General features: G+C 71.8%; 20 protein-coding genes and 3 tRNA genes. 12 read left to right on the top strand and 11 right to left on the bottom strand.

The features are described from left to right. The first annotated feature begins 193 nt into the window (after positions 1 to 193). The 4 genes from purD to ACF08W_RS32045 all read left to right on the top strand — a co-directional run bounded on the left by purD (position 194) and on the right by ACF08W_RS32045 (position 6,198). On the top strand, positions 194 to 1,444 hold the full coding sequence (purD, locus tag ACF08W_RS32060) for a phosphoribosylamine--glycine ligase (RefSeq protein WP_392281453.1): 1,251 nt from the start codon (positions 194 to 196) through the stop codon (positions 1,442 to 1,444). A 258-nt stretch (positions 1,445 to 1,702) separates the two neighbouring features. After that, positions 1,703 to 3,421 carry a hypothetical protein gene (locus tag ACF08W_RS32055; RefSeq protein ID WP_392281452.1) on the top strand — a complete coding sequence of 573 codons (1,719 nt, stop codon included), beginning with the start codon at positions 1,703 to 1,705 and terminating at the stop codon, positions 3,419 to 3,421. A gap of 266 nt (positions 3,422 to 3,687) precedes the next feature. Further along, positions 3,688 to 5,151: a N,N-dimethylformamidase beta subunit family domain-containing protein gene (locus ACF08W_RS32050; RefSeq protein ID WP_392281451.1), complete on the top strand. Its 1,464-nt coding sequence runs from the start codon at positions 3,688 to 3,690 to the stop codon at positions 5,149 to 5,151. A 132-nt stretch (positions 5,152 to 5,283) separates the two neighbouring features. Continuing rightward, positions 5,284 to 6,198, top strand: a complete 915-nt coding sequence (locus ACF08W_RS32045) for a phosphoribosylaminoimidazolesuccinocarboxamide synthase (RefSeq protein WP_392281450.1) — start codon at positions 5,284 to 5,286, stop codon at positions 6,196 to 6,198. 173 nt (positions 6,199 to 6,371) lie between these two features. On the opposite strand, the gene ACF08W_RS32040 is transcribed toward ACF08W_RS32045, so the two are convergent. The 9 genes from ACF08W_RS32040 to ACF08W_RS32000 form a co-directional block, all read right to left on the bottom strand. Beyond that, a tRNA-Gly gene (locus ACF08W_RS32040) sits at positions 6,372 to 6,444 on the bottom strand. Positions 6,445 to 6,466: 22 nt separating this feature from the next. Continuing rightward, positions 6,467 to 7,078 (bottom strand): response regulator transcription factor, encoded by a 612-nt coding sequence (locus ACF08W_RS32035; protein WP_352279800.1) that lies wholly within the window; start codon positions 7,076 to 7,078, stop codon positions 6,467 to 6,469. Further along, complete coding sequence (locus ACF08W_RS32030) at positions 7,075 to 8,379, bottom strand: sensor histidine kinase (protein ID WP_392281449.1); 1,305 nt, start codon at positions 8,377 to 8,379, stop codon at positions 7,075 to 7,077. Before ACF08W_RS32030 ends, ACF08W_RS32035 begins: the two co-directional genes overlap by 4 nt. A gap of 19 nt (positions 8,380 to 8,398) precedes the next feature. Continuing rightward, positions 8,399 to 9,226 carry an ABC transporter permease gene (locus ACF08W_RS32025; protein WP_392281448.1) on the bottom strand — a complete coding sequence of 276 codons (828 nt, stop codon included), beginning with the start codon at positions 9,224 to 9,226 and terminating at the stop codon, positions 8,399 to 8,401. Further along, positions 9,223 to 10,191, bottom strand: a complete 969-nt coding sequence (locus tag ACF08W_RS32020; RefSeq protein WP_392281447.1) for an ABC transporter ATP-binding protein — start codon at positions 10,189 to 10,191, stop codon at positions 9,223 to 9,225. The genes ACF08W_RS32025 and ACF08W_RS32020 overlap by 4 nt, the downstream gene beginning before the upstream one ends. Positions 10,192 to 10,223: 32 nt before the next feature. Beyond that, a complete protein-coding gene (locus tag ACF08W_RS32015; RefSeq protein ID WP_392281464.1) occupies positions 10,224 to 10,406 on the bottom strand; it encodes a hypothetical protein in 183 nt (60 codons plus the stop codon). A gap of 156 nt (positions 10,407 to 10,562) precedes the next feature. Continuing rightward, positions 10,563 to 10,635: transfer RNA gene (locus tag ACF08W_RS32010), tRNA-Gly, on the bottom strand. A gap of 99 nt (positions 10,636 to 10,734) precedes the next feature. Beyond that, positions 10,735 to 10,806, bottom strand: a tRNA-Gly gene (locus ACF08W_RS32005). Positions 10,807 to 11,014: 208 nt separating this feature from the next. Continuing rightward, positions 11,015 to 11,350 (bottom strand): Lsr2 family protein, encoded by a 336-nt coding sequence (locus ACF08W_RS32000; protein WP_352279795.1) that lies wholly within the window; start codon positions 11,348 to 11,350, stop codon positions 11,015 to 11,017. Positions 11,351 to 11,872: 522 nt separating this feature from the next. Between ACF08W_RS32000 and purS the strand changes: the two genes are divergently transcribed. Genes purS through purL form a run of 3 tightly spaced genes read left to right on the top strand, consistent with a single transcriptional unit; the run spans position 11,873 to position 15,056 of the window. Continuing rightward, a complete protein-coding gene (purS, locus tag ACF08W_RS31995) occupies positions 11,873 to 12,133 on the top strand; it encodes a phosphoribosylformylglycinamidine synthase subunit PurS (RefSeq protein WP_176729353.1) in 261 nt (86 codons plus the stop codon). Continuing rightward, a complete protein-coding gene (gene purQ / locus ACF08W_RS31990; protein WP_352279793.1) occupies positions 12,130 to 12,810 on the top strand; it encodes a phosphoribosylformylglycinamidine synthase subunit PurQ in 681 nt (226 codons plus the stop codon). The genes purS and purQ overlap by 4 nt, the downstream gene beginning before the upstream one ends. Beyond that, positions 12,807 to 15,056 (top strand): phosphoribosylformylglycinamidine synthase subunit PurL, encoded by a 2,250-nt coding sequence (gene purL, locus ACF08W_RS31985; RefSeq protein ID WP_392281446.1) that lies wholly within the window; start codon positions 12,807 to 12,809, stop codon positions 15,054 to 15,056. The genes purQ and purL overlap by 4 nt, the downstream gene beginning before the upstream one ends. A 66-nt stretch (positions 15,057 to 15,122) precedes the next feature. On the opposite strand, the gene ACF08W_RS31980 is transcribed toward purL, so the two are convergent. Continuing rightward, the gene (locus ACF08W_RS31980; protein ID WP_392281445.1) at positions 15,123 to 16,634 is read right to left on the bottom strand and encodes an MFS transporter; all 1,512 of its coding nucleotides are present in this window, start codon (positions 16,632 to 16,634) and stop codon (positions 15,123 to 15,125) included. A gap of 144 nt (positions 16,635 to 16,778) precedes the next feature. Between ACF08W_RS31980 and ACF08W_RS31975 the strand changes: the two genes are divergently transcribed. From ACF08W_RS31975 to purM, 5 genes are all read left to right on the top strand, one after another. Next, positions 16,779 to 17,444 carry a TetR/AcrR family transcriptional regulator gene (locus tag ACF08W_RS31975; protein WP_392281444.1) on the top strand — a complete coding sequence of 222 codons (666 nt, stop codon included), beginning with the start codon at positions 16,779 to 16,781 and terminating at the stop codon, positions 17,442 to 17,444. A 92-nt stretch (positions 17,445 to 17,536) separates the two neighbouring features. Further along, positions 17,537 to 18,337, top strand: coding sequence for a sterol carrier family protein (locus ACF08W_RS31970; RefSeq protein ID WP_392281443.1), 801 nt, complete (start codon positions 17,537 to 17,539; stop codon positions 18,335 to 18,337). A 47-nt stretch (positions 18,338 to 18,384) separates the two neighbouring features. Beyond that, on the top strand, positions 18,385 to 18,909 hold the full coding sequence (locus tag ACF08W_RS31965) for an META domain-containing protein (RefSeq protein ID WP_392281442.1): 525 nt from the start codon (positions 18,385 to 18,387) through the stop codon (positions 18,907 to 18,909). Between the two features lie 331 nt (positions 18,910 to 19,240). Continuing rightward, positions 19,241 to 20,767, top strand: coding sequence for an amidophosphoribosyltransferase (gene purF, locus ACF08W_RS31960; RefSeq protein ID WP_392281441.1), 1,527 nt, complete (start codon positions 19,241 to 19,243; stop codon positions 20,765 to 20,767). Between the two features lie 60 nt (positions 20,768 to 20,827). Continuing rightward, entirely contained in the window at positions 20,828 to 21,901 is a 1,074-nt protein-coding gene (purM, locus tag ACF08W_RS31955) for a phosphoribosylformylglycinamidine cyclo-ligase (protein WP_352279783.1), read from the top strand. Positions 21,902 to 22,071: 170 nt separating this feature from the next. Here the strand turns inward: purM and ACF08W_RS31950 are convergent, their stop codons facing one another. After that, a complete protein-coding gene (locus ACF08W_RS31950) occupies positions 22,072 to 22,326 on the bottom strand; it encodes a DUF3073 domain-containing protein (protein WP_148837076.1) in 255 nt (84 codons plus the stop codon). Between the last annotated feature and the right edge of the window lie 303 nt (positions 22,327 to 22,629).

Raw genomic sequence — 22,629 nt, 5'->3', positions numbered from 1 at the left:
CTCACCACGGCTGCCATCATCGCGCGCCACGGCCCGCCCCAGGCCCCTCGGCCTCGTCCGGGCCGCCGTCGCCGCTCCTCCCGTCCTAGCCGCCGTCGCCGCTCCTCCCGGACCGTCCACGGACCGGAGGCCGGACCGTCCACGGACCGGAGGCCGTCAAGGGCGTCGCGCCCCGGCAGTTAGGCTGCATCCCGTGAAGGTCCTCGTCATCGGCGGCGGCGCCCGCGAACACGCCCTGTGCCGCTCTCTCTCCCTCGACCCCGAGGTCACCGCTCTCCACTGCGCTCCCGGCAACGCCGGCATCGCCGAGGTGGCCGAACTGCACCCGGTCGACGCTCTCGACGGCGACGCCGTCGCGCGCCTCGCCGCCGACCTGGGCGCCGGGCTGGTGGTCGTCGGTCCCGAGGCCCCGCTCGTCGCCGGGGTCGCCGACGCCGTGCGCGCCGCGGGCATCCCCTGCTTCGGCCCCTCCGGCGAGGCGGCCAGGCTGGAGGGCTCCAAGGCGTTCGCCAAGGACGTGATGGCCGCGGCCGGCGTCCCGACCGCCCGCAGCTACGTCTGCACCAACCCGGCCGAGATCGACGCGGCACTCGACGCCTTCGGCGCCCCGTACGTGGTGAAGGACGACGGTCTCGCCGCGGGCAAGGGCGTCGTCGTCACCGACGACGTCGAGACGGCCCGCGCCCACGCCCTGGCCTGCGAGCGCGTGGTCATCGAGGAGTTCCTCGACGGCCCCGAGGTCAGCCTCTTCGCGATCACGGACGGCAAGACCGTGCTGCCGCTCCAGCCCGCGCAGGACTTCAAGCGCGCCCTCGACGACGACCAGGGCCCGAACACCGGCGGCATGGGCGCCTACTCCCCGCTCCCCTGGGCCGACGCCGGGCTGGTCGACGAGGTCATGCGGACGGTGCTCCAGCCGACCGTCGACGAGCTCCGCCGCCGTGGCACCCCGTTCTCCGGGCTGCTCTACGCGGGCCTCGCGATCACCTCGCGCGGCGTCCGGGTGATCGAGTTCAACGCCCGTTTCGGCGACCCCGAGACCCAGGTGGTCCTGGCCCGTCTGAAGACCCCGCTGGCCGGTGTCCTGCTCGGCTCCGCCGAGGGCACGCTCGACGCGCTGCCGCCGCTGAAGTGGCGCGACGAGGCCGCCGTCACCGTGGTCATCGCCTCGCACAACTACCCCGGCACGCCGCGCACGGGCGACCCGATCAAGGGGCTCGACGCCGTCGCGGAGCTGGACGCCCCGCACGCGTACGTCCTGCACGCCGGGACGAAGAGGGACGGCGACGCGATCGTCAGCGCGGGCGGCCGGGTGCTGTCCGTGACCGCGACCGGCAAGGACCTCGCGACCGCCCGCGAGCGCGCCTACACCGCGGCCGGCCGGATCAGCCTCGACGGCTCCCACCTCCGCACCGACATCGCCCGCCGGGCCGCGCAGGGCTGACACCAGGGCCACCACCGCCCCGCGAACCGTACTGACGCGCCGCTGCCCCAAGGGGCGGTGGCGCGTCAGCAGCTTTAGCCAAAGCCATTCCATCGAGTGACGGCTGATCCATCCGGATGACGCCTGCCGAAGCCCCCAACTAGGGTGCGGCGCAAGCATTCCGGCACATGGCCCACCGGCATTGCGATGTCGGTGGCGGGTGCCACAGTGGGGGAGTGAACTACACCGCCGCGGGGGCAGAGGGGGTGACGTCCGGCCGTGTCCGGTACTGGTGCAAGTGAGGAGCCGGGTGCGCTGAGTGCGCGCGCCAGGGCCCATGCCCTGCTGCGCATCCGCGGCAGGGCGACAGCCGTCGCGATCCTGCCCTCGGCGGTGGCCGTGGTGCTGCTCGTGGCGGGTGCCCAGGGGTTCGCCGTGGGCAGCGGATGGGACACGGCGCGCTGGGCCGTCACGGCCTGCGCGGTCGTCGTGCTCCTGCTGGCCGCCACCGTCGCGGTCGCGGTCGTACGGGCGAGACCGGCGGTCAGCCCGACCGTCCCGCTCCCGGAGCGGGACGCCCCCGACCTCTACCGCCTGGTCGGGGACCTGGCCGACCGGCTCGGGGTCCCCGCCCCCTCGGCGATAGCCCTGACGCCCGACTGCGACAGCTGGCTGGAGGACCGTACGCACCCGGCGGCGGACCCGGGGCGCGGTGGGGCGCGGCCCCGCAACCGCCGGGAGCGGATCGCTCCGGTGCTGGTCATCGGGTCGCCGTTCCTGTGGTGGATGCGGGTCGGGGAGCTACGAGCGGTGCTCGCCCCGGTCGTCGCGGGCACCGGCCCGTCCGCCCACCCCGACATAGCGGCCGCCCGCCGCTTCGTCCGCGGGCTCGACGGAGCGGTCGCCGACGCCGAAGCACCCCGGTCCGGCCCGCTGTCCGGCCTGCGCGGAGTGCCGCGCTTCTTCGTCGGCCGGACCGCCCGGCTGCTGCTGCGCAGCTGTCGCGGCCATGTCGCCGAGATGGAGCGGGGGGTCGCCGCCGCCGCGTCGGTCCGCGCCCAGGGGGTGGACTACGGGCTGCGGATCGTCGCCCAGGAGCAGGTCGGCCTCGCCTACGCGGGCTGGGACCGGCTGCTCACCCGGGTCGCCCTGCCCGCCTGGCGGATGGGCCGCTGGCCGAGCCGGCTGGACGCGGGGGTGGTGTCCGCGCTGACCGAGCTGTCCCGGCGCGACCGGCTCGCCGACGGGTTCACCTCCCGGCTCGGCGAGCGCCCCGCCTGCGATCTGCTGGAGGAGCCCGGCGCGGCCGACGAGGCGGCCTCGCTGCTGGCGGCCCGGCTGTTCCACGGCGGCCCGGCCCGGCCGGGCCCCGACTGGTCCCCGGTCGACTGGCAGGAGTACCCGGAGGAGGTCGTAGACCGGAAGTGGCGCACCGAGGCCGCGCGGCTGCACCGGGTCCTCGACGCGATGACGGCCCCAGCCGGCCTGACCGCCACGCCCGCCACCCCCACGACGACCGCCTCAGCCGCCTCAGCCGCAGCCTCCCCGGCCCGCCCCGTCGACGCCGGGCCGCCCACCCTCGCCCGGGTCGTCGAGCATCTGGCGGGCCGCCCCGGGGCCGGTGAGGAGCTCGCCGCCGGGATCGACGCCGCGGTCGCCCGTGAGGAGGCGTCGGCCGCCCCGCGCCGGTCCGCCGAGGCCCCCGACCCGGGCGGGCCCGACGCCCTCCCGCTCTTCCCGCTCCAGCCGCCCCGTACCGGCACGGAGCTGCTGGCCGACCACGTCACGGCGATGGTCTGCTGCGCGGCGGTGGACACGGCGGGCGCGGCGCCCGGTCTCGACTGGCTCGACGGCCCCGCCCTGCTGGTCGACGGCGCCCGCCGGGCGGACCTGGGCGTCCCCGTGCTCAGCCTGGTCGAGGACGGGGACGCGGACCCGCTGCGCTCCTGGCTGGACGAGGTCGGCGTACGCATCGACAAGCCCGTGCGTCTCGTCTGACCCATCCGTCCCGGTTTTCACACCCAACACCCGGAATTACAGGCTCCGTTCCCGTCAATTCGCGACGAACGGTGACGGAGTGCGTGCGTTATGTGATGTGCTGGGGATCGGCGCTGACAGCAGGCACGCCGCTGCCGGCGCACCGATGACGCATGACCATCGACGATCACCACCGGCCGTCGGCCCGTTCGGCGCGTACGGCCGCCGATCCGATCGTCCATCGACCATCGGCTGTTGTCCCGGGGGACTCGAGGGAGGGAATCGGTATGGGGGCGGAGCACATCCGGCGGTGGGAGTCGGGTGCCCTCGCGCACGCCGTCTCCGACCCCTTCGGGCAGGGCCCCCTGCCCTGGCTGCGCGGCAGCGAGAACTACTTCGACGCCAACGGGCACGTCGTCCCCTGGTACGCCGCCCCCGCCCTGGGGAGCTACTACACCGACGGCGGCACCCGCACCGCCGACGACGTGCACCGCCAGATCAAGGGCTTCATCTCCAACGGCGCCGCGGCCCCCGGCGAGGCGATCGACTTCCACGTCACCGTGGATCCGCCGCAGCAGTTCTCCGTGGACGTCTACCGCATCGGCCACTACGGGGGCGACGGCGCCTGCCAGATCACCACGAGCCCCCGGCTCTCCGGGATCGTCCAGCCCGCCCCACTCACCGCCGACCGCACCGTCTCCTGCCACCACTGGTGGCAGTCCTGGCGGCTCCAGATCCCGAGCTACTGGTCGATCGGCGCATACGTGGCCGTGCTCACCACCGCGGACGGCTACCGCTCCCACATCCCGTTCACGGTCCGCGACGACCAGCCCGCCGATCTGCTGCTGGTGCTGCCGGACATCACCTGGCAGGCGTACAACCTCTACCCGGAGGACGGGCACACCGGCGCCAGCCTCTACCACGCCTGGGACGAGGAGGGCGGCCTTCTCGGCGAGGAGGACGCGGCGATCACCGTCTCCTTCGACCGCCCGTACGCCGGTGCCGGCCTGCCGCTCCACGTCGGCCACGCGTACGACTTCATCCGCTGGGCCGAGCGGTACGGCTACGACCTCGCGTACGCCGACACCCGCGACCTGCACGCGGGCCGCGTCGACCCGTCCCGGTACCGGGGCCTGGTCTTCCCCGGCCACGACGAGTACTGGTCGGTCCCGATGCGTCGTACCGCCGAGCGCGCCCGCGACGGCGGCACCTCCCTGGTCTTCCTCTCCGCCAACACCATGTACTGGCAGGTCAGCCTCTCCCCGTCGCCGTCCGGCGTGCCCGACCGCCTGCTCACCTGCCGCAAGCGGCGCGGCCCGGGGAAGCCCGCGCTCTGGCGCGAGATCGACCGGCCCGAGCAGCAATTGATGGGCATCCAGTACGCGGGCCAGGTCCCCGAACCGCACCCCCTGGTCGTACGGAACGCCGAGCACTGGATCTGGGAGGCCACCGGCGCCGGGGAGGGCGACGAGCTCGCCGGCCTGGTCGCGGGCGAGGCCGACCGCTACTTCCCGCGCACCGCGCTCCCCGAGCACGAGAGCCGCACCCTGCTCGCCCACTCCCCCTACCTGGACGGCGACGGCGTCCGGCGCCACCAGGAGACCTCCGTCTACCGGGCACCGTCCGGGGCGATCGTCTTCGCCTCGGGGACCTTCGCCTGGTCCCCGGCGCTGGACCGCCCCGGCCATGTGGACCCCCGCATCCAACGGGCCACCGCCAACCTCCTCGACCGCATCTGCAAGCGCGATTAGGGGCCCTGTCCGAGCGGCGGGCCCGCGCGCCGACTGCCGCGCCGGGCCCCCGCGCCGGGCCCCCGCGCCGCGCCGCCGCGCCCGATACGGGAGAATCGGAACCACTCCTGGATCAACCTACGCGGAGGCAGCGTGTCCGGATTTGTAGAAAAGCCCGAGCCGGTGGAGGTGCCGGGCCTTACCCACCTGCACACGGGCAAGGTGCGCGACCTGTACCGCAACGCGGCGGGCGATCTCGTCATGGTCGCCAGCGACCGCATCTCCGCGTACGACTGGGTCCTGCCGACCGAGATCCCGGACAAGGGCCGGGTGCTCACCCGGCTGTCGCTGTGGTGGTTCGACCAGCTCTCCGATCTTGTGCCGAACCATGTGCTGTCCACCGAGCTTCCCGCCGGGGCGCCCGCGGACTGGGCGGGCCGCACCCTGGTCTGCCGGTCGCTGCGGATGGTTCCGGTCGAGTGCGTCGCCCGCGGCTATCTCACCGGTTCCGGGCTCACCGAGTACCAGCAGTCCCGCACGGTCTGCGGGCTGGCGCTGCCCGAGGGCCTCGTCGACGGCTCCGAGCTCCCGGAGCCGATCTTCACCCCCGCCACCAAGGCCGCGGTGGGCGACCACGACGAGAACGTGAGCTTCGAGGAGGTGGCCCGCCAGGTCGGCGCGGACACCGCCGCCCTGCTGCGCCGCACCACGCTCGACGTCTACGGCCGGGCCCGAGACATCGCCCGCGAGCGCGGCATCGTCCTCGCCGACACGAAGTTCGAGTTCGGCTTCGCGCCCACGGCCGATGGCGGCGAGGAGCTGATCATCGGGGACGAGGTGCTGACCCCGGACTCCTCGCGCTTCTGGCCCGCCGCCACCTGGGAGCCGGGTCGCGCCCAGCCCAGCTACGACAAGCAGTTCGTACGCGACTGGCTGACCTCCCCGGCCTCCGGCTGGGACCGGAGGAGCGAACAGCCGCCGCCGGCCCTGCCGCAGGAGATCGTGGACGCGACCCGGGCGAAGTACCTGGAGGCGTACGAGCTCCTCACCGGCATGTCCTGGCAGTAGACCTGTCTCGGTCCCGAGACCCGCACCGGGTGCTCCGCGCCCCGCGTTCCACGTGTCGCATCCCGCCGAAGCGTGGAGCACCCGGTGCGAGGGACCTCGCCTCCCCCGCACGGCACATCCGCCGCAACACGAAGAAGCCCCCGACCGGAAGTCGGGGGCTTCTTGCTGAACCGAGCGGACGACCAGGTTCGAACTGGCGACCTCAACCTTGGCAAGGTTGCGCTCTACCAACTGAGCTACGTCCGCAAGCGCCGAAGCGCGAGACCTACTATACCCATCCTCGGCGCCGTGCGAGACGCACTGCGGCATGTCGGTTCTCCGCGCCGAGCTTCGAGGCGGCCGAGGAGAGGTAGTTCCGCACCGTTCCCTGCGAGAGCGAGGCCCGCTCGGCGACCTCCGCGACGGGCGCCCCGTCTGCCGCCAGCGCCAGCACTTCGGCTTCGCGCACGGTCAGCGGAGACTCCCCCGCCGAGATCGCGTCGGCCGCCAACTCCGGGTCCACGTAACGGTTTCCGGCATGTACGGTGCGGATGATCCCGGCCAGCTGCCGGGCGCTCACGGTCTTCGGGACGAAGCCCCGCACGCCTGCCGCGAGCGCCCGCTTGAGGTGTCCGGGCAGACCGTGGCTGGTCACGATCATCGTTCGGCAGTCGGGCAGTTCGGCCCGCAGTGATGTGGCGACACTCACACCGTCGGCGCCCGGCATCTCCAGGTCGAGCACCGCCACATCGGGCCGATGGGCGCGGGCCATGGCCAACGCTTCCGGGCCGGTCGCCGCTTCCGCGACCACCACGAGGTCGTCCTCCAGGGCCAGCAGCGCGGCCAGCGCTCCCCGGATCAGGTGCTCGTCGTCGGCGAGCAGCACCCGTACGGTCGTCATCGTCCTTCTTCCTGGAGCGCGGGGGATTTCTCGGCGTCGGGCGCACTGCCGCGGGCGGTGGGCACTTTCGCGGCGAGCGGGATCGTCGCGGTCAGGCGGAACCACCCGTCCCCCACCGGGCCGGCCTCCAGCGAACCGTCGAGCGAGCTCAGCCGTTCCCGCAGCCCGGCGAGCCCGGAGCCGCCCGGGACCGGCCCGGGGCCCGCCCCGGTCTCCCCGGCCCGGGCGCCGTCGTTCTCCATCCGCAGCACGGCCGCGTCCGCCGAGGTGCTCAGCCGGATCACGCAGTGGCTCGGGTCGCCGTGCCGCAGCACATTGGTCGCCGCCTCCCGGACGACCCAGCCCAGCGCCGACTGCACGGGGGCGGGCAGCGACTCGCCGGACTCCCCCGTCACCTCGCACTCGATCCCGGCCGCGTCCAGCACGCCACGGGCCCCGGCGAGTTCCGCGCTCAGGTCGGCCTCCCGGTATCCCCGCACGACGTCGCGCACCTCCTGCTGCGAGGTACGCGCGATCCGCTGCACCTCGACCATCTGGTCCACCGCCTCCGGTCTGCCGCGCTGGGCCAGCTCCACGGCCAGCTCGCTCTTCAGAGCTATGACGGCGAGGTTGCGGCCCATCACGTCATGGAGGTCCCGCGCGAACCGCAGCCGCTCCTCGGCGACCGCGAGCCGGGCCTGGAGGTCGCGGGCGTCCTCCGCCTGCCACATCACCTTCAGGCTCCAGGCGCTGGGCCGGATGGAGACCAGGGCCATGCCGCTGCCGAAGAACGAGACCGGCACCACCGCGAGCAGCGCCCCGCCCCGGAGCCCGGCCGCGGCCAGGACGGCGGCGCTCAGGACCATGAAGGAGGCCGACTGGATGAGGAAGGTCCGGACGGGGACCAGCAGCGTCTGGGTGAGCGCGAACGCGATCGGCGCGTTCATCGCCATGAGGAGCAGCCCGGAGCCGCTGATCCCACCGGTCGCGGCCAGCGCGGCCAGCAGTCCCAGGTCCACCAGGAGCAGGATCAGCGGGGGCAGTTGGCGGCTGCGGGGAAATTCGGCGATACCGAGATAGTGCTCGTACGACAGGTCCACGTTGCGGTTGCTGAGCAGGCACTGGATGAGGGACACGAGCAGCAGTGCCACACCCAGCGCGATCGGCAGCGGCGCCTGGCGGATGTCCGCCTTGAAGGCGACCAGCTGCCACGACAGGGTGAATATCCAGGGCATGACCCGGATGGTCCACCGCGAGTAGAGGTCGATCCGCTCCAGCTTGCTGCGCCGCTGCCAGCTGCGGCGCCATCTGCGCACGGGCATCGGCACACCACGTCCCTTCTCAGCGCCGCGGTTCCCAGCGGAACCGGTGTCGCACAGCAAACACGGCGATCACGGTCCAGGCCAGCCCGGTCCCGGCGGCCATCAGCGCTTCGGAGCCGTCGGCCCCACCGAGCCACCCGGTTCGGACGAGCGTCATCGCTCCGGTCAACGGCAGGAGTTCACAGACCGCCGCCATCCGGTCGGGCAGGACGTCCAGCGGGACGAAGAGCCCCGACCCCATCATCGATATGAAGAACAGCGGGAGGGTGGTCAGCTGCGAGGTCTGGACGGTGCGGGTCACCGCGGAGGTGAGCGCGGCCAGCGCCGCCAGCAGCACGACGCCCAGCAGCAGTCCCGCCAGGAGCAGCTCGGGCCGCCGGGGCGCGGCGAGGCCGAAGAAGGCCGTCCCGGCCGCCACGATCACCGCCGTCTGCGCCAGGGCGAGCGCGGCCGAGGGCAGGGCCGTACCGACGAGGATCTCCCGGTCCGTGACCTCGCCGGTGCGCAGCCGCTTCAGGACCAGGTCCTCGCGCCGGGCCACGTAGGCCGAGACCAGGTTCATGTAGACGGCCTGCAGCAGCACGATGCCGATGCCGCCGGTGAGGGCCGCCCCGACGACGCTCAGCCCCGTCCCGTCGAGGACGGACTCCTTCATCGCCGACTTCATCGCCAGGACCATGGCGGCGGGCATCAGCAGGGAGACGAGGATCGCCGTCCTGTTCCGGGCGAGCAGGGCGGCCTCGGCCCGCCCCAGGGCGGCCAGCCGCCCCCGGAGCGTCGTCGCCGGTGCGGCCGTCGCGACGGGTACGGACGGGGCGCTGTCCGGTGCGTTGGTCAGGGTCGTCATGACGCGGTCACCTCTTCGGGCTGCGACGCGCTCTGCGCGATGTCGAGGAATGCTTCTTCGAGCGAGGCCGACCTGGCGTCGAGGCCGAGCAGCCGCACGTCCGACTCCCGGGCCCAGGTCAGCAGTTCGTCCAACGACTCCTGGAGGCGCTGGGTACGGATCTCGATCCGGCCGCCCTCCGCGGCGGCCCGCAGCCCCAGCGGCAGTCGCGCCGCCGGCACTCCGTCCGGGAGCCGGAACCGGATGCGGGCGGGGCGGGCGGCCGTCACCTCGGCCGGGGTGCCCGCCGTCACGACACGGCCCCGGTGCATGATCGCCAGCCCGTCGGCGAGCGACTCGGCCTCCTCCAGGTAGTGCGTGGTGAGGAGCACCGTCGTGCCGCCCTCGCGCAGCTCGCGCACCAGCTCCCAGGTGTCGCGCCGGCCCTCGGCGTCGAGCCCGGTGGTCGGCTCGTCCAGGAACAGCACCTCGGGCCGCCCCAGCAGGGCCAGCGCCAGATCGAGGCGGCGCCGCTCGCCACCGGAGAGCTGTTTGACCCGCACCCGGGCCCGGTGGCCGAGCCCGACCAGCCCCAGCGCCTCGGCGACCGGACGCGCGCCGCTGGTGCAGCCCGCCCACATCCGGACCGTCTCGGTGACCGTCAGGTCGGACGGGAAGCCGCCCTCCTGGAGCATCACCCCTATCCGCGGCCGGACGGCGGCCCGCTCGCGGAACGGGTCGTGGCCCAGCACCCGCACCGCACCGGCATCGGGCACGGCCAGCCCCTCCAGCAGCTCGACGGTGGAGGTCTTCCCCGCGCCGTTCGTCCCGAGCAGCGCGAAGAGCTCGCCGCGCGCCACCGAGAAGGAGACGCCGGACACCGCCTCGAAGTCGCCGCCGTAGCGCCGCCGCACGCCGTCCGCCTCGATCACGGGGTCGCCTGGATTCTTGTCGGTCGTGCCCACAGATTTCCGGTCGCTGGTCATGCCCACAGACTTCCGCCGGACCACCGCCGGGATCAGTGCGAACTGTCATCACTCCCCATGACAAACGTCATGTGACGAGCGGCACAGCCACGGGAAGAAGAACGGTGGGACGCCGCCCTTGTGATCACGAAGCCGCAATGTGCGGTGTTGGACTGTGCCGATGCCGCCGAGCTGTCGCGGTTCCACCAGTCGCTTCTCGGCGGCGTGGTGGACAGAGAACACCGCGGTGCCGACAGAGGCAGAGGCCGCCGCCAGAGCGCGGCCGCCGTCGATCGTCACGAGTCGTGCGGATTACCGGCGGGACGGCGACCCGCACCGCAATACGACGAAGGCCCTGACTGATATCAGCCAGGGCCTTCGCTTCGTTCAAGAGCGGACGACGAGATTCGAACTCGCGACCCTCACCTTGGCAAGGTGATGCTCTACCAACTGAGCCACGTCCGCATTACTTGCCGCTCATTGTACTCCCCGAAAGGAGAACTGTTGTGCGGCACGTGCATCACTCTACCCGATCCACCGGAGTGGTCGATAAGAGCGATGCGGAGCGGGTGACAGGAATCGCACACTGCGCCTTCCCCCTGGAAGGGAGATGTTCTACTACTGAACTACACCCGCACGCTCCGTGAGGTTTGGCTTTGCGGCCTTGCCCCTCGGCGTGATCCAGACTTTAGCCGATCAGCGGGGGTGCAACGCAAGTCGGTGCCCGCGAGGCCCCCGAAACGCCCCGATGCCCCACCCGGACACGCCCCGGCGACCGGCCGGAAGCCCGGGCGACGGGCGTCGGTGCCGGGGCTCCGCGCGGGGCCCCGGCACCGACGGCCGGTCAGCTCGCCTCGCGGAACGCCTCGTAGACCTTCTTGGGGATGCGGCCGCGGGCCGGGACCTCCATCCGGTGGGACCGGGCCCAGGCGCGCACGGCCGCCGGGTCGGGGGCGAGCGAGGTGTGCCGGTAGGACGCGGGGACCTTGCCGTGCTTGCCGGCGTTCGACTGCTTGCGCCCCGCCGCCACGTACGGCGCGAGGACCTTGCGCAGTTTCTTCGCATTGGCGGGATTGAGGTCGATCTCGTACGACTTCCCGTCCAGGGCGAAGGAGACCGTTTCCGCCGCGGCTCCCCCGTCGATGTCGTCGGAGAGCGTGACCACTACGCGCTGAGCCACGGATATCGGTCCTTTCCTACGGTATCGGCACCGTCCTGCGTGCGCCGATGCCGGCCTTCCGGCTGGTAGGCGGATACGGGGCCGGCGGGCTGCCGACCGTTTAGGGCAATGCTGCATTCCCCGGTAATCATTTGTACAGCGGCGGGCACCGCATTGGAAGCCCACGCAAATTACCTGCGCGTGTCAGCCCCGTATGCATACGCTGTCCCTGCATACCCGCTCATGCATACCTCGTATACGCACCTCGTATACACACCTCGCATACGGGTCGCCTTCCATGCCTACCAGCGGCTTCCGCGCAACACCGGTGGAGATTCTTTTTGCAGGACTTTCCCCGGCTGTTGTCGCATCCGATATCCACACGTGATCTACGACTCGTTCCGCGGCTCCTTCTGCGACCGCTTCTGCGGCCATCCATATCTACCCGCGTAGAATTTCTGGGCAGGTAGGCTGAGGGGACCTGCGGGGGTCTGGGGAACCCCCCGGAGAAACAGCCGCACCACACCACCACCGGGAGTGCCAGTGGCACGCGTCGTAGTCGACGTCATGCTCAAGCCCGAGATCCTCGACCCGCAGGGACAGGCGGTGCAGCGCGCACTGCCCCGTCTCGGCTTCGAGGGAATCGCGGACGTACGTCAGGGAAAGCGTTTCGAGCTGGAGGTCGAGGGGCCGGTCGATGATGCCGCCCTCAGCCGTATTCACGAGATGGCCGAGACTTTCCTCGCCAACACCGTCATCGAGGACTTCACCGTGAAGGTGGAGAAGGCCGAGGAGTCGAAGTGACTGCTCGTATCGGAGTCGTCACCTTTCCCGGCACGCTCGACGACAAGGACAGCCTGAGGGCCGTACGGGTCGCGGGCGCCGAGCCGGTGTCGCTGTGGCACCGCGACAAGGACCTGCACCAGGTCGACGCGGTCATCCTGGCGGGCGGCTTCTCCTACGGCGACTACCTGCGGGCCGGTGCCATCTCCCGCTTCTCGCCGGTCATGGAGACCGTCATCGAGCAGGCGAAGGCGGGCATGCCGGTCCTCGGCATCTGCAACGGCTTCCAGATCCTGACCGAGGCGCATCTGCTGCCCGGCGCGATGCTGCGCAACAACCACCTGCACTTCATCTGCCGCGACCAGAAGCTGCGCGTCGAGAACGCGGGGACGGCCTGGACCTCGGACTACGCCCCGGGCCAGGAGATCTCCGTACCGCTCAAGAACATGGACGGGCGGTACGTCGCCGACGAGCGCGTGCTCGACGAGCTGGAGGCGGAGGGCCGCGTCGCCTTCCGCTACCTGGACATGAACCCGAACGGCTCGCTGCGCGACATCGCCGGCATCACCAACGCCGCGGGCAATGTCGTCGGCCTGATGCCGCACCCGGAGCACGCCGTCGAGCCGCTGATCGGAACCGGCCGCACCGACGGCCTCGGGTTCTTCACCTCGATCATCAAGAAGCTGGTCAACGCATGAGCCTGGATACGGTCAAGCACGCGGCCGAGACCCCGGACACCGAGCAGCCCTGGAAGGAGCTCGGCCTCAAGGAGGACGAGTACGCCCGGATCCGCGAGATCCTGGGCCGCCGTCCCACCGGCGCCGAGCTCGCCATGTACTCCGTGATGTGGTCCGAGCACTGCTCCTACAAGAGCAGCAAGGTCCACCTCAAGCAGTTCGGCGAGAAGGTCCCCGCCAACGACGCGATGCTCGTCGGCATCGGCGAGAACGCCGGTGTGGTCGACGTCGGCCAGGGGTACGCGGTCACCTTCAAGGTAGAGTCGCACAACCACCCCTCGTACATCGAGCCCTACCAGGGCGCGGCCACCGGCGTCGGCGGCATCGTCCGCGATATCCTCGCCATGGGTGCCCGCCCGGTCGCGGTCGTCGACCCGCTGCGGTTCGGCGCGGCCGACCACCCCGACACCAAGCGCGTCCTGCCCGGTGTCGTCGCGGGCATCGGCGGTTACGGCAACTGCCTGGGCCTGCCGAACATCGGCGGCGAGGTCGTCTTCGACGCCTGCTACCAGGGCAACCCGCTCGTCAACGCCGGCTGCATCGGCGTGATGAAGCACGAGGACATCCACCTGGCCAAGGCGTCCGGCCCCGGCAACAAGGTGATCCTCTACGGCGCCCGCACCGGTGGCGACGGCATCGGCGGCGTCTCCGTGCTGGCCTCGGAGACCTTCGAGTCGACCGGTCCGGCCAAGCGCCCCGCCGTCCAGGTCGGCGACCCGTTCCAGGAGAAGCTCCTCATCGAGTGCACCCTGGAGATCTTCAAGGAGAAGCTCGTCGCGGGCATCCAGGACCTCGGCGGCGCCGGGCTCTCCTGCGCCACGTCCGAGCTGGCGTCGGCCGGTTCCGGCGGCATGCGCGTCGAGCTGGACACCGTGCCGCTGCGCGACTCCTCGCTCTCGCCCGAGGAGATCCTCATGAGCGAGTCGCAGGAGCGCATGTGCGCGATCGTCGAGCCGCAGCACGTGGACCGCTTCCTGGAGATCTGCGAGAAGTGGGACGTCATCGCCACCGTCATCGGTGAGGTGACCGAGGGCTCCCAGCTGGAGATCTTCTGGCACGGCGAGCAGATCGTGGACGTACCGCCGCGGTCCGTCGCCCACGAGGGCCCGACGTACCACCGCCCGTTCGCCCGCCCCTCGTGGCAGGACGCGCTCCAGGCCGACGACGCGGGCAGGCTGGCCCGTCCGGCGAACGGCGCGGAGCTGCGCGAGCAGGTCCTCAGGCTGGTCTCCTCCCCGAACCAGGCGTCGAAGTCCTGGATCACCGACCAGTACGACCGGTTCGTGCAGGGCAACACCGTGCTCGCGATGCCCGAGGACGCCGGCATGGTCCGGATCGACGAGGAGTCGAACCTGGGCGTGGCCATGGCGACCGACGGCAACGGCCGGTACGCCAAGCTCGACCCGTACACCGGCGCGCAGCTCGCGCTGGCGGAGTCGTACCGCAACGTCGCCGCCTCCGGCGCGAAGCCGCTCGCGATCTCGGACTGCCTGAACTTCGGTTCGCCGGAGGACCCGGACGTGATGTGGCAGTTCGCCGAGGCCACCCGGGGTCTGGCGGACGGCTGCCTGGAGCTGGGGACGCCGGTCACCGGCGGCAACGTCTCGCTGTACAACCAGACCGGTGAGACGGCGATCCACCCGACGCCGGTCGTGGCCGTGCTCGGTGTGATCGACGACGTCACGCGGCGGACGCCGGTCGCCTTCGCGCAGGAGGGCCAGCTCCTCTACCTGCTGGGCGACACGCACGAGGAGTTCGGCGGCTCGGCCTGGTCCGAGGTGATCCACGGACACCTCGGCGGCATGCCGCCCAAGGTGGACCTGGCCCGCGAGAAGCTGCTCGCCGAGATCCTGATCTCGGCCTCCCGCGACGGCATGATCGACGCGGCGCACGACCTCTCCGACGGCGGTCTGATCCAGGCGGTCACCGAGTCCTGCCTGCGCGGCGGGAAGGGTGCCCGGCTGGTCGTGCCGGACGGGCTGTCCGCGTTCACCTTCCTCTTCTCCGAGTCGGCGGGGCGCGCGGTCGTCTCGGTGCCGCGGAGCGAGGAGCTGCGGTTCAACGACATGTGCGGGGCGCGGGGTCTGCCCGTCACCCGGATCGGTGTCGTGGACGGCGAGGAGATCGAGGTCCAGGGCGAGTTCGGCATCCCGCTGAGCGAGCTGCGCACCGCGCACGAGGAGACCATCCCGGGTCTGCTCGCCTGATCCGCCTCCGTCCCTGACGGCTACGGCCCCGCCCCTCTCCGGGCGGGGCCGTACGCGTACGGCCGTTCAGCGGTGGAGCGGCACGGACACGAGCGCCTGCTGGTCCTTCTTCTGGTTCTCCTGGTCCTGGTGGTCCTGGTGGGACGGCAGCCGGGTCGCCAGTACGGCCGCCAGGAGCATCAGTCCGGTGGCGGTCCAGAAGACCACGTTGGTCGAGGTGACGAAGGCGTCCAGCGCCTGGCGGCGGGCGTCGCCGGTCAGCCGGCCGATGCCGCTGGTCATGCCGCCGGGTCCGTGGGCCGCGTAGACCCTGCTGAGTACGGTGCCGAAGAGCGCGGCGCCGAGCGCGCCGCCGAGGGTCTGGAAGAACCGGACGCCGGTGGTGGCCACGCCCAGCTGCTCGGCGGGGGCGATGTCCTGGACCAGCTGGATCAGCTGTCCCACGAGCTGTCCGAAGCCGATGCCCATCAGCAGCAGCGCGGCGCGGACCGTCCAGAGGCTGGTGTCCACGGAGAGCGTGGCGAGCAGCGCCAGGGCGGCGGAGGCGCTGACGGTGCCGCTGACGACGAAGGCCTTCTGCGACCAGCCGGCCGTGGTGAGCCGGTCGGAGAGCAGCCCGATGCCCGCCATGCCGATGGCCATCGGGACCAGGTAGAGCCCGGCCGACGAGGCGGCGATCCCCCGGACGACCTGGAGGTAGATCATCACGTAGACCATCGAGCCCATCATGGCCGCGCCGACCAGCCCCTGGACGGCGAAGCCGTACCGGATGCCGCGGATCCTGAACAGGCCGAGCGGCAGCACCGGTTCGGCGGCGATGGCCTGGCGGCGTACGAAGAGGGCGAGCGCGGCGACGGACGCCAGGACGAGGCCGACGACCTGCGGGGACGTCCAGGCGTACTCCTTGCCTCCCCACTCGGTGACCAGCAGCAGCATGGTGGAGAAGACCGCCGCCAGTCCGGCGCCCAGGAAGTCGATCGCCCGGCGGGTGGTCCGCGCGGGCAGCTTCAGCACCCGGACCGCCGCGGCCAGGACGACGAGGCCGACCGGCAGGTTGACGTAGAAGATCCACCGCCAGTCGGCATGGTCGGCGAGGGTCCCGCCGAGCCACGGCCCGAGCGCCATCCCCGCCCCCGCGACGATCCCGCCGATGCTGCCGCCCTTGCCGCCGCTGCCGCCGTCCTCCTTCGCGGGGTCCTTGAGCTCCCGCAGCACGACCATGGTGACGCTCATCAGTCCGCCGCCGCCGACGCCCTGGAGCGCTCGGGCGGCGATCAGCCAGCCCATGGAGCCGGCCATTCCGCACAGCGCCGACCCGGCGAGGAAGGAGGCGACGGCCCCGATGAAGACCTGTTTGGCACCGAGTACGTCGCAGAGTTTCCCGTACAGCGGCAGCGCCGCGGTCGCGGCGAGCTGGTAGGCGGCGATCAGCCAGGGGATCTTGTCGATGCCGTGCACCGGGTCGAGGTCCCTGACGATCGGCACGGTCGCCGCCGAGACGATGTTCGTGTCGAGCACGGCCAGCAGGATCGTGGCGACGCAGAGTACGAACCCGATGGTGCGTTGACGGTTGGTCATGACGGTTGGTCCGGATGCGGGCATGACGGATTCCCCCCTCGGGGCGGCGCGGCGCCGCCGTGGCAGGGCACCACCATGACCCAAGAAAATATAGTGAGTCAAGAATTTAGCTTGGATCAAGATTCATCCTGGTACAGTACTGCCATGACCGAGGGGATGAGCCTGCGGGAGCGCAAGAAGCTCCAGACGCGGCACCGCCTGCTGGCCGCGGCCGGCGAACTCTTCACCGAGCGCGGCTTCGACAACGTCTCGGTCGCCGAGATCGCGGAAGCGGCCGAAGTCTCGAAGATGACCGTCTTCAACTACTTCGCCAGCAAGGAGGACCTGGTCCTCTCCCCTCTGGCGGAGCATGTCGGCGATGTCGCGCGCGTGGTCCGGGAACGGGCCCCCGGCCAGTCCGCCCTGGCGGCCGTGCTCGGGCAGTTCCTGGCCGGGGTGGCTGCCCGCGATCCCTCGATCGGGATGAGTGACGCGCCGGTGCCGCTCAGTGTGCGCCGGCTGATCGTGGAGACCCCGGCGCTGCTCACCCGGGCGCACGCGTTCTCCATGCGCTCCTTCGACCTGCTCGCCGAAGCCCTGGTCGAGGAGGGGGAGGAGCCGCACATCGCCCGGATCGCGGCCGCCCAGCTGATCGCCACCCGCAACAGCCTCATCCACGCGAACCAGGTCCGGCTGCTCGCGGGCGAGCCGGCGGACGCGATCGCGCCGGACGCCGTGGCGCTGGCCGAGCGCGGTTTCGGCCTGCTCGCCGCCGGTCTGGCCGACTTCGCGGTCCGGCCTCCGGAGCACGAGGACGCCCGGACCCCGTAGCCCTGCGACCCCGGACCCCTGCGGCCTGATGACCTCGGCCATATTCCGCCGAGCACACCCCGATCCCCCGGACACGCCCTAAGCTCCCGGTCATGCAGCCGCCCCGGAAACGCGCCCGCCGCTACGACCCGGCCAGGACCCACGCTGCGGTCCTCGCCCAGTTCGCCCAGGTACGGGAAGCCGTACGCACGCTGACGCCCGAGCAGCTCGGCCGGCCCACCCGGCTCGGCGACTGGACCGTGCGCGATCTGGCCGCCCACCTCGCGCTGGCGGTCTCGGCCGTCCCGCGCTCCCTGGAGCTGCCGGAACCCGCCGCGGGGACCCCGGTCCTGGCGCTCGTCGAGTGGCCGTTGGCCACCGCGGACCTGGCGGCCGGCATCGCCGACGACACCAAGAAGCTCGCCCGGGACCACCCCGACCTGGAGGCGCTGTACGCGCGGACCGCGGAGCGGTTCGACGAGGTGGCGCCCGGGGCCGACGGCGAACGGCTGCTGCCGACGCGGGTCGGGGCGATGCGGCTGGCCGACTTCCTCGTCACCCGCACCGTCGAGCTGGTCGTGCACACCGACGACCTGAACGAGGCGACCGGGCTCGACATCCCGTACGACCGGCAGGCGCTCGCCGCCTGTACGCGACTGCTCGCCGACGCCCTCGCGCAGAAGGCGCCCGGCGGCTCCGTCGAGGTGCGCGTGCCGCCGTTCGCGGTCGTCCAGTGCGTACCGGGCCCCCGGCACACCCGCGGCACCCCGCCCAACGTCGTCGAGACCGACCCGCTCACCTGGATCCGGCTCGCCACCGGGCGTACGGAGTGGGCGCGGGCCCTCGACGGGGCGAAGGTCGACGCCAGCGGGGAGCGGGCCGACCTCGCCGCGCTGCTGCCCCTGATGGGCTGAGCGAAGGCCCGGGGGAACCGGCGCACGGGCCGCGCCGTCCCAGCGCCATGCGCACCCGCCGAACAACCCCGCCCCCGGGAACGGCCGCGGCCGCTCTCGCCTCCCTCGCCCTGCTCACCCTCACCGCCTGCGGAACCGAGCGGACCGACGGCGCCGGAGCGGCCGACGCCGTCGCCCCGTCCTCCTCACCCGCCACCCCGCTCACCGGCACCACCTGGACCGTGGCGTCCCTGAAGACCGGCCCGGACGCCCCGCACCGGCCCCTGCCCCCGGGTGCGGAGGGGGAGGCCCGGCTGACCTTCGGCGAGGACGGCTCCGTCCGCGGCACCCTGGGCTGCAACGCGGTCCGCGGCACCGCGAGGATCAGCGGCTCCACCATCACCTTGGGCCCGCTGGAAGGCACCAAGATGATGTGCCCCGACCCCCGGATGGAACTGGAGCGCACCCTGATGACGATCCTGGACGGGCGAACGACGTACCGGACCGGTCCGCGCACCCTCACCCTCACCGCGGCGGACGGCGGGGCGTTCACCGCCACGGCCGGGAAACCCGCCGCCACCCCCGCTCCCTGAGCCCCTCGGCCCGGGCCTCGCGGTGTGAGGCTCGCCACGAAACGCGCGTTCGGTCGGCCCGCGCGCCGGACCCCCGGACGCCTCACCGAGCGCCACCACCCCGGCCCGCCGACGCCGAAAGCAGGGTGGCCGGAACTCGACGGTAACCGGGCCCTGATCCGGGCGCTCACCGCTCCGTGGCCCGATCAGCCCCCCTCCCACGACCCACCCAATGTCACGCGGAGTGACCGATCGGAAGGGGGGCGGGGCCGCCGCCCGGACCGCTTCCACGGTGGTCCGGCCCGCTGTCCCGAATTCGGACCAGTGGTCGATCTCGCCTACACTCGGTGGCGTGCCTCGTGGTGATGGACGACTCAACCACGACCTGCTCCCCGGAGAGAAAGGCCCCCAGGACGCATGCGGCGTCTTCGGTGTCTGGGCTCCGGGCGAAGAGGTCGCCAAGCTCACCTATTTCGGACTGTATGCCCTGCAGCACCGTGGACAGGAGTCCGCGGGCATCGCAGTGAGCAACGGGTCGCAGATCCTGGTCTTCAAGGACATGGGACTGGTCTCGCAGGTCTTCGACGAAACGTCTCTGGGATCGCTCCAGGGCCATATTGCGGTCGGTCATGCCCGCTACTCCACCACCGGTGCCTCGGTGTGGGAGAACGCGCAGCCGACGTTCCGTGCCACCGCGCACGGCTCGATCGCCCTGGGTCACAACGGCAACCTGGTCAATACGGCCAAGCTCGCCGAGATGGTCGCCGAGCTGCCCCGCAGGGACGGCCGCGCCACCCAGGTCGCCGCGACGAACGACACCGATCTGGTGACCGCCCTGCTCGCCGGCCAGACCGGGGAGGACGGTGAGCCGCTCACCATCGAGCAGGCCGCCGCGAAGGTGCTCCCCGATGTGCGGGGCGCCTTCTCCCTCGTCTTCATGGACGAGCACACCCTCTACGCCGCCCGTGACCCGCAGGGCATCCGCCCGCTGGTCCTCGGCCGGCTGGAGCGCGGCTGGGTGGTGGCCTCCGAGTCCGCCGCCCTCGACATCTGCGGCGCCAGTTTCGTCCGCGAGATCGAGCCGGGCGAGCTCGTCGCCATCGACGAGAACGGCCTGCGCACCTCGCGATTCGCGGAAGCGAAGCCGAAGGGCTGCGTCTTCGAGTACGTCTACCTGGCCCGCCCCGACACCGACATCGCCGGGCGCAACGTCTACCTCTCCCGGGTGGAGATGGGCCGCAGGCTCGCCGCCGAGGCCCCGGTCGAGGCCGACCTGGTGATAGCGACGCCGGAGTCCGGCACGCCCGCCGCCATCGGATACGCGGAGGCCAGCGGCATCCCGTTCGGCGCCGGACTGGTGAAGAACGCCTACGTCGGCCGCACCTTCATCCAGCCGTCCCAGACCATCCGGCAGCTGGGCATCCGCCTCAAGCTCAACCCGCTGCGCGAGGTCATCAAGGGCAAGCGCCTGGTGGTCGTCGACGACTCGATCGTCCGCGGCAACACCCAGCGCGCGCTGGTCCGGATGCTCCGCGAGGCCGGTGCCGCCGAGATCCACATCCGGATCTCCTCCCCGCCGGTCAAGTGGCCCTGCTTCTTCGGGATCGACTTCGCGACCCGCGCCGAGCTGATCGCCAACGGCATGTCCGTCGAGGAGATCGGCACGTCGATGGGGGCCGACTCGCTCGCGTACATCTCGCTCGACGCCATGGTCGAGGCGACGACGATCGCCAAGCCGGACCTCTGCCGCGCCTGCTTCGACGGCGAGTACCCGATGGAGCTCCCCGACCCCGAGCTGCTCGGCAAGCAACTGCTGGAGACCGAGCTGGCGGCAGGCCCGGCGGCGACCGCGGCGTCCGACGCGCTGCGCCGCCCGTGACGGCTCCGCCGTACCCCCCCGGCCACCAGCCCCGTATCTCCACACGAAAGATCCCAGGCCATGTCTGAGACAACAGGTGCTTCCTACGCGGCAGCGGGCGTCGACATCGAGGCCGGCGACCGCGCCGTCGAGCTGATGAAGGAGTGGGTGAAGAAGACGCAGCGTCCCGAGGTCGCGGGCCTCGGCGGCCTCGGCGGCTTCGCCGGCCTCTTCGACGCCTCGGCGCTCAAGCGCTACGAGCGCCCGCTGCTCGCCTCCGCCACCGACGGCGTCGGCACCAAGGTCGACCTCGCCCGCAAGATGGGCGTGTACGACACTATCGGCCACGACCTCGTCGGCATGGTCGTCGACGACCTGGTCGTCTGCGGCGCCGAACCGCTCTTCATGACCGACTACATCTGCGTCGGCAAGGTGCACCCCGAGCGGGTCGCGTCGATCGTCAAGGGCATCGCCGAGGGCTGCGTCCTCGCGGGCTGCTCCCTGGTCGGCGGCGAGACGGCCGAGCACCCCGGCCTCCTCGGCCCGGACGACTTCGACGTCGCCGGTGCCGGTACGGGCGTGGTCGAGGCCGACCGGCTGCTGGGCCCGGACCGTATCCGCGAGGGTGACGTGGTGATCGCCATGGCGTCCTCCGGACTTCACTCCAACGGGTACTCGCTGGTCCGGCACGTGGTCTTCGACCGGGCCGGCTGGTCGCTGGACCGCCAGGTCGAGGAGTTCGGCCGCACTCTGGGCGAGGAGCTGCTGGAGCCCACCCGGATCTACTCGCTGGACTGCCTGGCGCTCACCCGCACCACCGAGGTGCACGGCTTCAGCCACGTCACCGGCGGCGGCCTGGCCAACAACCTGGCCCGGGTCATCCCGGACGGTCTGCACGCCCGGGTCGACCGCTCCACCTGGACGCCCGGCGCGGTCTTCGACCTGGTCGGCCGCACCGGACAGGTCGAGCAGCTGGAACTGGAGAAGACGCTGAACATGGGCGTCGGCATGATCGCGATCGTCCCCGCCGACTCCGTGGACGCCGCCCTCACCACGCTGGCCGACCGCGGGGTCGACTCCTGGGTCGCGGGCGAGATCGTCGCGCGCGGGGAGCACACCTCGGGCGCCGAGCTCGTCGGCGGGTACGCCCGCTAGGCCCCTGAGCTGCCCGAACCCCCGATGTCCCCACCGCTCCCCCGACCGCCGTACGGCCGACAGGCCCCGGCGGCCGGGGGACGGCGGAAACCGTTCACCCGCCCCGGACCGGAGCAACACAGAACCCGGTCCGGGACAGGCCCGGACCGGGTTGATGTGTCAGCGCGAGGTCAAGCGCCGCGGCGCTGTGACGACGGACCGGACTTGTCGTCCTCGTCCTCGTCCTCGTCGTCGTTGTACAGATCCGCGTACTGTGCGTACGGGTCATCCTCTTCGTCGTCCTCGAACGGCTCCGCGTTCGGTGGCTGACTAGAAGGTGATGCGCCCAGCTCATTGGCCAGACGCGACAGGTCAGTCCCGCCGGTGCTGTACTTCAGCTGGCGGGCGACCTTGGTCTGCTTGGCCTTTGCCCGGCCGCGCCCCATGGCTCGACCCCCTCGGTGACGGGGCTCGACGGCCCCAGAGTCTTGACACGCGTTCATGTTTCAGCACGGACTCTCGGCTGAGAGACCGCGCCCGTAGGGCTTCAACGGTACCTGCTTCCGTGGCCATACGGTACGCCGCCCGCATCACGCGCCCCGGAAGCAGACCCGCGAGGAGCCCCGTCCTCGCTGGTCAACTGCGATTTTAACCTCTTCTTGGCATACGACCCGCCGACCGGCGTGAGTCTTCTCTCGCCGGCCGGCGGGTCGGTGGACCACAGGTGTCACGGAGGGTGTCGCGATCGT

The sequence above is a fragment of the Streptomyces sp. NPDC015144 genome, from assembly GCF_043079735.1.
Taxonomy (GTDB): domain Bacteria; phylum Actinomycetota; class Actinomycetes; order Streptomycetales; family Streptomycetaceae; genus Streptomyces.
Note: the sequence above shows the minus strand (reverse complement) of the source record. Positions and strands in the feature narration are given on the sequence as shown.